Origin of the sequence: Nostoc edaphicum CCNP1411, from assembly GCF_014023275.1 — a bacterium.
Taxonomy (GTDB): Bacteria; Cyanobacteriota; Cyanobacteriia; order Cyanobacteriales; family Nostocaceae; genus Nostoc; species Nostoc edaphicum_A.
The window spans coordinates 6,644,477-6,658,987 of record NZ_CP054698.1; the positions used below are offsets into that span (position 1 = coordinate 6,644,477).

Sequence of the window (14,511 nt, forward strand, 5' to 3'; positions counted from 1 at the left end):
CAAGTTTTATCGAACAGAATTCAGGAGTCAGGAGTCAGAATTCAGTTGGGTATTCTGTACGACTGGCGGATAGCGCCGACGGCAAGCAAGTCAGACACTCAAGGATTCGCTTTGCGCGTCGCTATCGAGCGTCTTGATTCAGAATTCTGAATTCTGAATTCTGCATTCTTCTTCAACTACCAACTTTAGAACGGAATATCATCTGGATCTGGTTCTTCCTCCTTCACTGCGGGATAAGTGGTTCGCTCATAATTTGTGGGTTGGGGTACGGGTTCGTAACTTGTCGGTTGGGGAGTAACGCCAACAGGATTTGTCGCTGGGGTAGGTGCTGGACGTGGTGACTCGTAACTAGGAACCTCTTTCTGTGGAGGACGAGATGCTGAAGATGTTTGTCGTGGAGCCGTTTCAGTGAATGATGGAGTTGCGGTTGCTGAGGGTAATGGATCAGTATTAAAACTACCTCCAACAGGTTGAATTTGTTGCACTGTTAATTCAGCACGTTTTTCTTTAAAACCTTCTTGACGCTCAACAGTAGTCATACCTAAACGTCCTACCAGGATGACGCGATCGCCTTGGTGGTAGTTTTGCTGAATTTCTGTCGCTAAATTCCCCCAGCCGACAACTTTCAGAGTGGCTGGCGGATCTTCTGGTTTCTGGGAATTGGGAAACTGAACCAGCATTTCCGTGACTCCCAAATTATCCGCTGTATAGCGGAGTTGCGGCTCGTTAATAATTTCCGCCATTAAAACGCAACTGTTCATTAAAATTACTCCTGACTGCAAAAAGTACTGATTGAAAAAGAGGGGGTTTTTCTATGTAGTGCCAACTAATATCTAAATAGGTTTAATTTTTTGCATTTTTTAATAATATTTGAACAAATTTTCTAACAGAATTCAGGATTCATAATTCAGGAGTCAGGATAACACTTGATGGATGAATATACCAATCATACTGGACTCCTTATCAATTCTGACTTCTGACTCCTGGGTGCTGAATTCTTGTTAGTTATTTCTAGCATAAAAGCCAAGCGATCGCTTTGAACAGCATTGAGTATACCGTTCGCCACCTTCGCTTGACTAAATTGAGCATTCAATTCTGCATGAGTAGTATAATTGTACCACCTATTTAAGAAATAGAAAAAATTATTGGCAAAAATTAAGTCTTGACATGGGAGGGGAAAACACCGAAGGCAATCAACCTGGCTGGAAGGTCGCGCAAGATAGGTAAGCGCAAAAACGCAGGTGGTACAAAGCTGCGATTTGAGGTGATAACCGGGGCAAATACCCGCTTTTGGATAAAAGTTTGAAACGCCTGAATGATACGTGTGGGCAACTCGCGTTGACGCTGTACTTTTGCTAGGTCGCTGGGTTCTACATGTCGGTTCTTGAGGGGTTCGCTGAGTACATTCGCTGCAACGACGGCATCTTGAATCGCGTAATTAATGCCAACTCCACCAACGGGGGACATTATATGAGCTGCATCACCAATGAGTAAGAGTCCCGGAAGATACCAACGTTTGACGCGGCTGGACTCGACTGAGAGAAAAGCTATTTGTGACCAATCATGTAAATTTTGGATGCGTTGCTGGAATTCTGGCACTACTTCGACAACAGATTTTTTTAATTCCTCCAAACCCTCAGCCCGTAGTTGTTGATAGCCTCCCTTGGGGATGGCATAGGCAACTTGCCACTCATCACCACGGTCAAGCATAGCGATAATTTTACCTTCACCAAAGCGCCCCATTCCTCCTTCAGGGTCTTCTGGCTGACGTGGTAGGCGGAACCAGAGGACATCTATTGGTGGCGAGGTTTCGATGGATTCAAACTCACCCAGGTGGCGTAAACGTGAGTGGCGACCATCTGCACCCACTGTGAGTATTGCCCGAACTTCATGCCAACCACCGCCTCCCCGATAGCGGACACCTTGAATCGTGTCATTTTCGGTAATTAATTCCTGTACATTCGCACCCATCACCAGATGAAAACTAGGATATTTTTGTGCTTCTTGGGTAATGAACTCCAGAAATTTTACCTGGGGAAGCATCGTAATGTATGGGTAGTGGGTTTTCAGATGACTAAAATCTGCCAAAGTGACAGTATCTTGAGGAGTTTTAACCCTAATTTGGCGCATTTTGGCATGAGGGAGTTCTAGCAAGCGATCGCTAAGTCCCAATTCCTCCATAATTTCCATCACCGATGGATGAATCGTATCGCCGCGAAAATCGCGATCGAAGTCTTTGTGTGCTTCCAGCAGCATCACAGAAATACCTTGACGCGCTAACAACAGTGCCAATACTGCTCCTGCTGGGCCTCCACCCACAATGCAACAATCTGTGGTTTGTACGTCTACAATGTCATGGATAAGGTTAATACTTGGATCTTGAGAAAGATTTTTAGGTATATCGGTATTCATCACAACACCTCCTGACAGCCCTAAAATTTAGGGTAATTTGCTTTTAATGGTGCAAGCTGTTTTTTTTAACTTTTCGTATTTACATAGAACGTGTATTATGATGGGCGCTAAACTGTCATTGGTCATTTGTCATTAGTCATTTGTCCTTTGTCCAATGCCCCATGCCCAATGCCCCATGCCCAATGCCCAATCCCCAAATTAGTTGTGTCTCAAGTTGTTTTAGAAAACGTTTATAAAAGTTTTTCCCCGCGTAAAGGGGAAAGTGTTGGCTCACAAACGCAATCTCCCCTCACACCTGGGGAGAATGATGCAGCGCAGGAACGTGCGGGAAGTGTCAACGTCTTGCGGCGAATTAACCTGACGATCGCAGATGGCGAATTTATGGTGCTGGTGGGCCCTTCTGGTTGTGGGAAAAGCACTCTGCTGCGGTTAATCGCCGGGTTAGAAGTGATGACTGGCGGTAATATTTGGATAGGCGATCGCTTGATCAATGATCTACCACCGAAGGAACGCGACATCGCAATGGTGTTTCAAAATTACGCCCTCTACCCTCACATGACGGTGTATGACAACATCGCCTTTGGGCTACGCCGTAGGGAATTAGGGAATAGGGAAAATCAGCATTCTCCACTCCCCACTCCCCACTCCCCACTCCCCACCTGGGCGGAAAATCTTTTTGTGGGAGCGACCAGAAAGTTACCTAAAGGATTGCGCTACACTTCTGACAAAGAACGAGCGGTGAATGAGCAGGTGCGTAGTGTTGCTCAACTGTTGCAAATTGAAACATTGCTGAATCGCTTACCCAAACAGCTATCTGGGGGACAAAGACAACGGGTTGCATTGGGACGAGCGATCGCACGTGACCCCCAAGTATTCTTAATGGATGAACCGCTTTCTAACTTAGATGCCAAACTCCGGGCGGAAACCCGCGCCCAAATTGTCAAATTGCAGCGCCAACTGGGGACAACGACGATTTACGTCACCCACGATCAAACAGAAGCGATGACAATGGGCGATCGCATTGCGATTATGTCTGAGGGTAAAATTCAGCAAGTTGCTTCTCCCCTAGAACTCTACAACCGTCCTGCCAATCTTTTTGTAGCAGAGTTCATTGGTTCACCACCGATGAATTTTATTCCTGTGGAATTTCATGCCCCGCAGTTGATTACTCATTCCCAGTTACGTTTCACCCTCCCAGAAGTCTGGGGAAATGCCTTACAAAAATATGATCGGAAAACTCTAATTTTAGGCATTCGTCCAGAACATTTGAACTTGAGTATGCCTGCTACCAAAAATTTACCAGTGCAAGTAGATTTGGTAGAGAATCTCGGCAACGATTCCTTTCTCACTGTTAAGATTGCCGAACCTGGTACTCAACCTGCTGCTACAGCTAATTCCCTACAAGTACGAATACCACCAGACCGATTTGTACAACCTGGTGAGCAACTTTGGTTATCGCTAACTCCAGAGAAAATTCACTTTTTCGACCCGGAAACTGAGTTAGCGATATTTGCCTAGAATTAATCAACAGAGAAACACAAACTTACTGGATTTTGGATTTTGGATAGGTATCATTTATAGCGGTTCTCAGTTGCATAGAATACAGACCTAACCCCCAGCCCCTTCCCTGCGAGGGAAGGGGAGTAAAATTCAAAGCCTCTCTCCTAAAAGGAGAGAGGTTTGGAGAGAGGTCAAAATATATTGCATCCAAACGAGAAGCGCTATATTTGTGAAGCTGTGCTAAACCCTTTGGCTCTTCGGTTAAGGCAAGAGACGCGATGAATCGCCGTCTCTACAATAATCAGTCCTTTGTAGAGACGGCGATTTATCGCGTCTTTGTGATGATTTATCGCGTCTTTATTGTGTCAACTATTCCCCATAATGTGTGCCTGCGACTTTCCCTCGAAACACAATGTAATTGTAGATGTTGTAGAACAACATAATAGGAATAAGAAATCCAATGAAGATAATCATGAAGACTAATGCACTAGGTGCTGCTGCTGCCTGATAAATGGTAATACCTGGTGGGATGATATAGGGAAAAACAACTAATCCTAACCCCACAAAGGTAAGTAGGAAAAGCAGCACTGTCCAAACGAGGGGAGTAGTTTCTGCTTTGCGGTTCAGGCTTTGAATCAATAACCAAATCAGCAGCACACCTAACACTGGAATGACTGCAAATAGATACACTTCTGGCTGGTGAAATAACTTTGCTCTGGCATTTTCATATACAACAGGGGTGGCAATCGTGATAAAAATTGCACCTAAGAGCGTTGTCCAAGCAGCGAGTTTGGCTGTGCGGTAATGGGATGTTTGCAGTTCTCCCTCAGTTTTTAAGATGAGATAGGTGGAGCCAATCAATACATAACCCTGGATTAATGTCAAGGCAACCAGGAGCGATCGCCAATCGAACCAATCCCACATAGTGCCGATAAAGTGACCCGCTTCATCCACCTTAATGCCTTCTAAAATGCTGCCCAAGGCAAATCCTTGAAATAGCGCCGCCATGAAACTACCAACTCCAAACGCCACATTCCAAAATACTTTGTTTGTAGAATGCTCTCGAAACTCAAAGGCCACAGCCCGAAAAATCAAGCCAAAGATCATCCCAAAAATGGGAATGTAGAGCGCATTTAAAATGGTGCCATAAGCCAGAGGAAATGCCCCAAATAACGCACCCCCCATCAACACCAACCAGGTTTCATTTGCATCCCAAACATTACCCAAACTCGTCATTAAAATGTCGCGTCGGTCGTCATTGGAACTGGTTAGCGATAGGATGCCCACGCCTAGATCAAACCCATCTAACATGACGTAGAGAAATAAAAACAGAGCCAAAATGACAAACCAAACCTGCGCTAAAAAGTGTTCCAGATTCTCCATACAGTTACCTTAGTCAGTGCTGAGTGCTGAGTATTGAGTATTGAGTATTGAGTATTGAGTATTGAGTGTTGAGTATTGAGTGTTGAGTATTGAGTGTTGAGTATTGAGTTCTGCGTGTTCGCGTAGCGTCCCGTAGGGAAGAAAAAGTACTGGCTAAAGCCCCCCTACTGCTAACGGAACTCAGCACTCGGAACTCGGAACTCATCACTACTCCTTATTGCTCTGCTTCTACAGGACGTTGATCTGGAACAAATTCAGCCGGAGTAGTTTCTGCGACAGGTTCGGTGTCAACGCCTGGAACCGGAAGTTCCAGATTCGGGCCTTGACGAATTATTCGACTACCAAAAAATAAGGCACAAATAAACAGGGCTGTATAAATTACAGTAAAAATTAGCAGAGATGTTAAGACCTCACTAGCAGGTAAGTGTGAAACGCCATCTGCCGTGCGAATTTGCCCGTAAACTACCCAGGGTTGCCGCCCAACACAACGCACAATCCAGCCTGATTCGACGGCGATGTAGCCCAATGGAGCCGCCAAAATCCAGATTCGCAGTAGCCATTTCTGCTCGGCGATCGCTTCTGGCGAGAGTTTGCCCCGCAACCACTGAATCACACTCAGTCCCATCAATCCAGCTAAGAAGAAGCCAATGCCGCTCATAATACGGAAGGAATAATAAATCAAACCCACCATCCGAGGGCGATCTTCAGGCTTCCAATGTTTCAGTCCGAGAACGGGTTTAGAAAGGTTCTGTTTGAATTCCAAAATGTAGCCTAAGCCGTTGGGAATTGAGATTTCCCAATCATTTTGCTCAGTCTGATTATTAGGTAATGCCACCACACTCCAAGGCGCGGGTTGACCGGCTGGAGAGGTTTCCCACTTGGCCTCCATTGCGGCGAGTTTGGTAGGTTGATAATCTGCTACTTGCTCGGCGCTGAGGTGTCCGACATAGATTTGTAATGGGGTGACAGCGATCGCAGTTGCCAAGACAATTTTAAGCGATCGCGCAAAGAAAGCTTCATGACGCTTGTTGAGAATATACCAGGCGCTAATTCCCCCAATCACAAACAGCGAAGTTTCCAGCGTCGCCAAAAACATGTGCGACACGCTGTTGAGCATGAAAGGATTTAAAATTGCCTGAAAGTAATCATCTACAACAAACTTCCCATTCACCATTTCTCCGCCAGCCGGAGTCTGTAACCAAGAGTTTGCCGCTAAAATCCAGAAGGTAGATAGGTTTGCGCCAAAGGCAACCATAATCGTGGCGAAATAGTGAATCACTGGGTTTACTCGTTCCCAGCCAAACAGCATAATCCCCAAAAATCCGGCTTCTAGCATGAATGCCATCGAAGCCTCAAAGCCTAAAATGCTGCCAAAAAAGTCGCCTACCGCTTCAGAAAACGGTGCCCAGTTCGTGCCAAATTGAAACTCCATCGGCAAACCGGATGCTACACCAATACCAAAGTTCAACACGTATAGCTTTGCCCAGAAACGAGCATGGTGGTAGTAATCGGGATTGCGTGTTTTGAGCCACATTCCTTCGACGATGACCAGATAAATCCCCATTCCAGTGGTGAGAACAGGCCATAGCATGTGAAAGATCGCCGTCAGTGCAAACTGCATCCGTGAGAGGGCAACGGTGTCCGAGAGAAAATCCATGAACTAACCTCTGAATTCGTTTAAATCTTTACTTGCACAGCATCTTTGGGTTATAGCCGAATGCATTAAAGATACCACTGCGAAACAAAAGAGGAGTACAAAAATTTTGTCCGTTGTAACTCAGTCTGCCTACACGAGCATTTTGTGAGACTTTTCCAACTACCAAAGCTTTTGGTGTGTTACAGCTTACGCCTAACGCACCCTTGTATCTTAGATTTTTTCAGGAATCAAATACATCAAAGTGAATTGATGGAAAACTGACAGTACAAAATTTTGAATTAGCGATCGCAGCGCCAATACCAAAAGCGTAGCCGTGAGGCTTGTCGTCAGACATCGCACTCTTGTATCTCACTGAACGATTAATCAAATAAATTCAATAAAGCTTTCGCCGACCTTTGTTGCAAGCATTACAGGCAGAGGTTTTCGGCTCAAAATCAATACAAGCGATCGCTTGCTCAGAACAAGCCTTTTTTGGGTGTACAGTACATTTGAGGCGGTAGTCGTTGGTGAAATATTCACAACCAGAGCAAGGAATGTCATGCAGCGTTTTTAAATGAATTATCCCTTTTCTCAAGGTTAACCAGACACTACCAATAAATAGAATCATGATTGTCCAACTGCAAAAGGCACACAAAATCATACTTAACATGAGTTATCCTCATAAAAATTCCAAAAAAATGCCCGCAGTCTACTGCTTTTCACCGCAGGCATAAGACTTTATTTAGCTAGTGTTGAGCGAAACTTAATTAAGGTAATACCAATTTGAAAAGACAATTTGTAGAGACGCGATTCATCGCGTCTTTATTTGATCGATTCATCGCGTCTTTACTTGACGCGACGATCGCCAAGAGTGCCAAACATAACCTAAGAAGGCTACCACACCAAGAAAGAACTGAATATCTGCCAACCCTAAACGTTCTGAGCCATAAAACTCTATTGGGAAAACTGTCGTGTTGTATCCCACAAATGCGGCAGAAATCCAAGCCATCAAAGCTAAACCCAGTAAGCTATAAGAGAGAATTTCTTCACCATTATCAATTGGTAAAATTCGTCTTATCCAGCTAAAAGGTTGTACAAGAATATGCCAAACGCCACCAGCAATTAAAATGAAGCCAATCCAAATGTGACCACCAATGACATCTTCTAAATTATCAACACTTGCCATCCCCAAAGGAATCCAGTTACCATCTTTCAGACCAACTAAGTAGCCAAAAATTATTTCTGGGTTTAAATTAGGATTGCTAATTAGGCGAATATTTCCGAAGTTAGTGTCATAAATTCCGCCAAAAAACATTGCCTTTAGCACTAACAAAAATGCTCCCAAACCCAGAATAATTAAGTGATGACCTAAAATTAAACCCAATTGCTTGGGGTCATTCCATTCATAGTGAAATCTTGCCGTCTGTCCACCGGCATTATATAAAATTGCCGGAGCGCGAAAAACATGAAAAAGTCCACCTGCACCCAATACAGCAGAAGCAACTAAGTGCAAAATGCCAATTACAAAATAGGGATAGGTATCGACTACTTCACCTCCAGCACCTACACCCCAGCCCAAAGTTGCTAAGTGGGGTAATAAAGTCAATCCCTGTTCATACATTGGTATGCTAGGAACAAAACGTGTAACTTCAGATATTGTGATTGCTCCTACCCAAAACATAATTAAGCCTGCATGAGCAATGTGAGCGCCTAATAATTGACCAGATAAATCAATTAAGCGAGCATTACCCACTAACCACAATAAATTTGTGTCTGCTGCTAAGGTTCTATCAGTTGTAATTGTCATAATTAAATACCCTTATGAGCATTTTGAATTTTGAATTTTGGATTTTAAATTATGACAATCTAAAATCCAAAATCTAAAATCTAAAATTGGTTTACGATTCGCTACCGATGGCATTTATTGCCTTTTCAATTTGGCTAAAGTCAACGCCAATTGCTCGTAGTGCGTGCCACAGATGACCTTGCAAGAAGAAGAAAGCCAAGAAGAAATGAGCATTTGCTAACCATGCTCTGGAAGTGTAACCACCGTTAGCTAACTTAATGCTGTCGGCAAAATAAGGGCTAACTCCAAGTTTTACTTCTAAAGTAGAGCCATAAAATTCTACGGGATAAGCTAAAGTATTCACCGCACAAAAGTAAGCTGCAACAAATCCCGCTAAAGCAATACCACCCAATGAGTAGGAAAGGATGGCTTCACCAGAGAAGATTAAAAGCTTTTTCGCCCAAGGTAAAGGCTCTATGAGGATGTGCCAAATACCGCCGCCAATGAGTAACAAACCTACATAGATATGACCGCCGACTAAATCTTCTAAGTTGTTAACAGTGGCAAAGTGGGTTTGATAGCCATAAATGACCAAGGGGTTGAGGGTGGGGTCAGTGACAACTCGGACATCGTGAATTGTTGAGTCGTACAATCCTCCCCAAAACATGGCTTTTCCTACCAGGAGTAAAGCACCTAATCCCAAGAAAATCAGGTGATGTCCTAAGATAAAACCAAGTTTTTTCGGGTCGTCCCATGTAAAGTGAAATTTCCGAGCGCGACCAGTTGCGTCTTTTAAGTTTTTTGGAGCTTTGAAGGTGTGGAAAAGTGCGCCTGCACCAAGCACAGCAGAAGAAATTAAGTGTAAAGCGCCGATAACGAAATAAGGGTAAGTATCGACTACCTGACCACCTGCGCCCACACCAAAACCCAAGGTGGCTAAGTGGGGAAGCAAAATCAACCCCTGTTCGCCCATAGGTATTTCGGGATTGTAGCGGGAGATTTCAAACCATGTAAACGCTCCAGCCCAGAGCGTTGTCAGCGCTGCTTGTGCTACATGAGCGCCGATAAATAAGCCAGAGAGATTGGCGAAGCGGGCGTTACCAGTCCACCAATCAAATTTGAGGTTGGGATTGCCGTATGTCTGCATTGTTAAGCAATTTATAGTTGTTGCTAATAATACTCAATTAGTTGGTTCTTGTTTCAGCAGTTAAATGTCGTGTGAGTGCTACCACAGGAGACGCGAAGCTTTTATCCAAGGAAAGAAAGATTCTTCCAATTCACCGCAGGACTTACCGATTGTCCTCAGATATCACTTCTTGCCATCCGCTCTGCTTATTGATAGCTAGTTACCAATTATTGAGATTACAAATTTAGTCTATTGAATATAATTCTTATTTAGAATGACTCTTTACAAAATGTAATCATTAAAACTGGAGGAAAAATGGGCAACGCAACCGGAGCGACAATACTAACTATCACCGCTCGAACTACTAAGGAAATATTACTTTTTAAGCGAGGGTTATTCTGCTTTCTGCCTTCATGAATAACTTGTAGAAGTGCTAAAAGATAGTGCAGATGCTTCCAGTAGATGGGGATGGTGGTGTTGCCAGAAACTCAAAATCTGTTCGCCAACCTGTTGAGGATAGAAGTAGTGAAAAAAATGATATCCTTCTGGGCATTCCCAGAACTTATCTTCTGGCTTCAACCAATTCAACCAGTCATGCAATACAGTTGAGTTGACTACCGGATCACTCTTGCTACCACATACCATCATTGGCATAGAAACTCCACCCTTGGGTAAATAAACCAACTTAAATAAAGAGTGTGACGTGGGAGATTGTTCTAAATCTTTATCTAAGGCAGCTACTAACTTCTTAGTAGTATGAGGCGGTTGATTTCCAAAAAGACTACGAACGTTGCTTGCTAAGACTAGCTCACGGCTGATGCTAAAAAGTTGTCGTTGAAAGTAATAGTGAGCGTGCCAATTGTTTGCAGGTTGAGCAGCTACAGCCAGCATAGTTAGCGATCGCACTTTTTTAGGAAATCGCCGCGCAAAGGTTAAAGCGATCGCACCACCCATCCCATGACCGACTAAATGAACGGGGCGATCGCGCCATTCTAAAAACTCATACAGCAAATCCACAGCTTGATCTATCGAACTAGCTTCATCTTTGGTTTGTTGGTATTCCCACTGGGCGACGCTTATATACCCAGATAAGTAATCAAGTAATGGTTTATCAAAACGCTGTAAAGCAGGACTGGCACTTAACCACAGAACATCAAATGAATCAGACATAAATACCTATAACTGCTAAATTATCAATTTCACTAGTTGTCAGATCCCCGACTTCTATAAGAAGTCGGGGATCTCCCGCACCCAAGGCTTTCTACAAACCAAATTCTGTCTTCAACTGAGCAACCCAAGTTTTAATTCGCTCATCTGTTAAATCAGATTGACTACCTTCATCAAGTGCCAATCCGACAAACTTGCCATTTTTCAAAGCTCTAGATTGCTCAAAGTCATATCCCTCAGTTGGCCAATAGCCAACAGTTTTACCACCCCGTTGGGAAATCTTTTCTTCCAAAATTCCCATTGCATCTTGAAAGTTCTCGGCATAGCCATATTGATCGCCATCACCAAAATAGGCAACTAACTTACCACTAAAATCTATTTGATCCAGATCAGGCAAAAAGCTTTCCCAATCGCTCTGAAGTTGACCAATATCCCAAGTAGGAGAGCCAATAATTAGTAATTCATACTCATCAAAAGTGCTAGTATCCGCCTCATAAATGGGATGTAATGTTACAAGATCACCACCAAACTCATCCCGAATTTTTTCAGCATCAGATTCAGTGTTGCCAGTTTGAGTACCGTAAAACAGACCAATTTTCTTCGACATATTTCCACCTGATATATATGATGTGTGATTCTGCGATGGTGCAAAGACCCGCTATTGCGATCGCAATAATTGACGCAAGGATACTTATTTACCGAGTGGTCTGTCTCATTAATTCTGAAGGGTTATAAAAGTTCGTAGTAAAGACTTTAGTCCTTGATTTGAGCGATAAATCGCTCACTACAAACCCATCAAAATTAATCCGATAGACTACTAGTTCGTGCAACTCAGAAAAAGAAACTGCTATTAGTTAGCAGCAGGAAAGCAAACAAAGCTCCTCCACAGCTACCTACCGTCCACCCAGCATTGAATTCACTCCAAGACTTAGCTGTTTTCATGTTTTCCGGTAGCTCCCCTTGGGGAGGTTTGCTCCCTTGGAACGATACGCTGCCATACAGCCACAAACAAATCGATAAAATTAACAGCAAACCGATTGTGGACAGTAACCCTGCTTGATTCGCCAATTCCGTATCCCGCAACGGGCCTAGCTTGACAAATGGGCCAATCAAGAAGTAGCCGTGAGCCATACCAATTTCCAGCCCTCGTGAAAAAGGAGACAAGCCTTGACGGTAAATAGGAAGATTTGCCAAAAACTTCAGCGTGATATCCGAAGCATTGACTGGCGTATAGAGATTCCCAATTTCCGGCATTCCCGCAGGATTAACAACTCCCTGCTGAAAATCAAGTCCAGCCGCTATGACACGCACCCTCAAGGCGTGCCAGATATGACCAGCTAAAAATACAACCGCCAGAGCAAAGTGACTAGTTGCTAGCCAAGTGCGAACCGTAATTGCTCCCGATGCAGTAGTACTCAATCCCAACGGCCCATAGAAAACTGTGGGATAAACGGTATCATTTACCGTTACAAAATAAGCTGCCAACAAACCCATGTAAGCCAGAGCGCCCAGACTATAGGATAGGTAAGCCTCACCAGACCAAAATAGTAACTTTTTCGCCCAAGCAAAAGGCTTGGTGAGAATGTGCCAAAATCCCCCGACAATACAGAGTATTCCTACCCAAATATGTCCACCGATGACATCTTCTAGATTATTAACTGCTGCCATCCCCTGTTTGCCAAAAGCACCAAAGAGATAGCCAAAGATGCGACCAGGGTTAATAGTTGGTTCAGTAATTACTCGTACAGATGCCACTGCCGGATCATAAAGACCACCCCAAAACAGCGCCTTCGCCACCAATAACCACGCGCCGAACCCCAACAACAGCAGATGAATGCCGATGATAGTGGTCATCTTGTCTTCATCTTTCCAGTCGTAGCCAAAGAAGCCAGGAAAAGAGGGGTTTTCACTTAAGACTTCCGGACCTAAAAGGGCGTGATAAATTCCGCCTGCACCCAGTACAGCCGAACTAATCAGATGTAAAACACCAATGACAAAATAAGGATAAGTATCAATAATTTCGCCACCGTCACCAAATCCCAAGGTTGCCAGATGAGGCAGTAAGATTAACCCCTGTTCATACATTGGTTGAGAGGGGTTGTATTTGGTAATTTCAAACAGAGTCATTGCTCCTGCCCAAAGGACAATCAACCCAGCGTGGGCAACATGAGCGCCTAAAAGCCTACCCGACAGGTTAATAAACCGGGCATTGCCAGCCCACCAACCCGATTCCTGGGTTGTTATCGTTGCAGTTGCCATTTTTAGATTGCCTCCCCACGAGTTGAATGGATGACTCTACCCTTTGCGAAGTCAAATCCAGCAGCGCGTAAAGCGTGCCAGAGATGCCCTTGAAGAAAGAAGAAACCTAGCCAGAAGTGAGCATTCGCTAGCCAAACGCGAGAAGATAGTAAATTTCCACTCTGGAAGTAGGGAAAGCGGTCAAACCCAATACTCAGGGCTGGCCCATAAAATTCCGGTGGGTAAGCTAATGTGTTAACCGAGACAAAATAGGCAGCAATCAAACCCATGAGAGCTAAAGCACCCAAACTGTAAGAAAGGTATGCTTCTCCTGACCAGATAAAAAGCTGCTTTGCCCAGCCGAAAGGTTGAGTCGTAATGTGCCAGATACCGCCTGCAATGCAGAGAATGCTGACCCAAATGTGACCACCAACCAAGTCTTCTAAGTTATTAACTCCAGCAATCCAGTGTTTGCCACCGCCACCAAATAAGTAACCAAAAATTACGGCGGAGTTCCAGGTAGGGTTAGAAACTACGCGCACCTCACCCACCGTAGAATCATACAAGCCGCCAAAGAACATAGCTTTGGCAACTAGTAAGCCTGCTCCCAAACCCAGCAATACTAAGTGAATACCCAGAATAGTGGTCATTTTATTAGCATCTGACCAGCGATAGCCAAAGAAGGAAAATCTCTCTTCTAAGATGGCGGGGCCACGTAGGGCATGAAAGATACCACCAAGTCCCAAGAAGGCGGAGCTAATTAGGTGCAATACTCCAATGACGAAGTAAGGATAGGTATCTACTATCTGTCCACCACTTCCAACACCCCAGCCGAGGGTTGCGAGATGAGGCAATAGAATCAACCCTTGTTCGTACATTGGTTGCGCTCTGTTAAAGTGGGCAAGTTCAAATAGGGTTGTTGCACCAGCCCAGAGAACAATTAACCCTGCATGAGCAACGTGAGCGCCCAAAAGTCGCCCTGAGAGGTTGGTTAACCGGGCGTTCCCTGCCCACCAGGGAATCGATTCCGGTGTTTGAACAGCCATCCTTGTCATGGCGTTACCTCCTGAGAAAGTTTTGAAATCGCTGAAATATACAATTAGCTTAATGAGGATCTATCTCAATAAGCTTGGAGATATCCTACCAGATTTATTGATATTTTTTATCATTTAATTTAAGTAAACTTTTGTAAAGGATTTAAGCGAATAAACCGCCGCCGATTTATTGCAACTCAATCAGGAGTGGGCTACAAACCAACTTCTT

12 protein-coding genes are annotated in these 14,511 nt (G+C 44.2%); 1 reads left to right on the forward strand and 11 read right to left on the reverse strand.

Annotation, left to right across the window (positions count from 1 at the left end; all coding sequences use genetic code 11):
* Window positions 1-185 precede the first annotated feature (185 nt).
* Together HUN01_RS30835 and HUN01_RS30840 are read right to left on the reverse strand one after the other, a co-directional pair.
* Window positions 186-761, reverse strand: a complete 576-nt coding sequence (locus tag HUN01_RS30835) for a single-stranded DNA-binding protein (RefSeq protein WP_181929348.1) — start codon at window positions 759-761, stop codon at window positions 186-188.
* A gap of 394 nt (window positions 762-1,155) precedes the next feature.
* Window positions 1,156-2,412: an FAD-dependent oxidoreductase gene (locus HUN01_RS30840; protein ID WP_181929349.1), complete on the reverse strand. Its 1,257-nt coding sequence runs from the start codon at window positions 2,410-2,412 to the stop codon at window positions 1,156-1,158.
* A gap of 204 nt (window positions 2,413-2,616) precedes the next feature.
* Between HUN01_RS30840 and HUN01_RS30845 the strand changes: the two genes are divergently transcribed.
* Window positions 2,617-3,930, forward strand: coding sequence for an ABC transporter ATP-binding protein (locus HUN01_RS30845; protein ID WP_181932887.1), 1,314 nt, complete (start codon window positions 2,617-2,619; stop codon window positions 3,928-3,930).
* A 351-nt stretch (window positions 3,931-4,281) separates the two neighbouring features.
* On the opposite strand, the gene cydB is transcribed toward HUN01_RS30845, so the two are convergent.
* The 9 genes from cydB to HUN01_RS30890 all read right to left on the reverse strand — a co-directional run bounded on the left by cydB (window position 4,282) and on the right by HUN01_RS30890 (window position 14,294).
* Entirely contained in the window at window positions 4,282-5,295 is a 1,014-nt protein-coding gene (gene cydB, locus HUN01_RS30850) for a cytochrome d ubiquinol oxidase subunit II (protein ID WP_181929350.1), read from the reverse strand.
* Window positions 5,296-5,509: 214 nt separating this feature from the next.
* The gene (locus HUN01_RS30855; protein WP_181929351.1) at window positions 5,510-6,952 is read right to left on the reverse strand and encodes a cytochrome ubiquinol oxidase subunit I; all 1,443 of its coding nucleotides are present in this window, start codon (window positions 6,950-6,952) and stop codon (window positions 5,510-5,512) included.
* A 373-nt stretch (window positions 6,953-7,325) separates the two neighbouring features.
* Entirely contained in the window at window positions 7,326-7,601 is a 276-nt protein-coding gene (locus HUN01_RS30860; protein WP_181929352.1) for a hypothetical protein, read from the reverse strand.
* 165 nt (window positions 7,602-7,766) lie between these two features.
* The gene (locus HUN01_RS30865; RefSeq protein WP_181929353.1) at window positions 7,767-8,738 is read right to left on the reverse strand and encodes a chlorophyll a/b binding light-harvesting protein; all 972 of its coding nucleotides are present in this window, start codon (window positions 8,736-8,738) and stop codon (window positions 7,767-7,769) included.
* 91 nt (window positions 8,739-8,829) lie between these two features.
* Window positions 8,830-9,864, reverse strand: a complete 1,035-nt coding sequence (locus HUN01_RS30870) for a chlorophyll a/b binding light-harvesting protein (RefSeq protein WP_181929354.1) — start codon at window positions 9,862-9,864, stop codon at window positions 8,830-8,832.
* A 390-nt stretch (window positions 9,865-10,254) separates the two neighbouring features.
* Window positions 10,255-11,013: an alpha/beta fold hydrolase gene (locus tag HUN01_RS30875; RefSeq protein ID WP_181929355.1), complete on the reverse strand. Its 759-nt coding sequence runs from the start codon at window positions 11,011-11,013 to the stop codon at window positions 10,255-10,257.
* Between the two features lie 91 nt (window positions 11,014-11,104).
* A complete protein-coding gene (gene fldA, locus HUN01_RS30880; protein ID WP_181929356.1) occupies window positions 11,105-11,617 on the reverse strand; it encodes a flavodoxin FldA in 513 nt (170 codons plus the stop codon).
* Window positions 11,618-11,841: 224 nt separating this feature from the next.
* Window positions 11,842-13,269: a chlorophyll a/b binding light-harvesting protein gene (locus HUN01_RS30885; protein WP_181929357.1), complete on the reverse strand. Its 1,428-nt coding sequence runs from the start codon at window positions 13,267-13,269 to the stop codon at window positions 11,842-11,844.
* Window positions 13,270-13,271: 2 nt separating this feature from the next.
* Entirely contained in the window at window positions 13,272-14,294 is a 1,023-nt protein-coding gene (locus tag HUN01_RS30890; protein ID WP_181932888.1) for a chlorophyll a/b binding light-harvesting protein, read from the reverse strand.
* Between the last annotated feature and the right edge of the window lie 217 nt (window positions 14,295-14,511).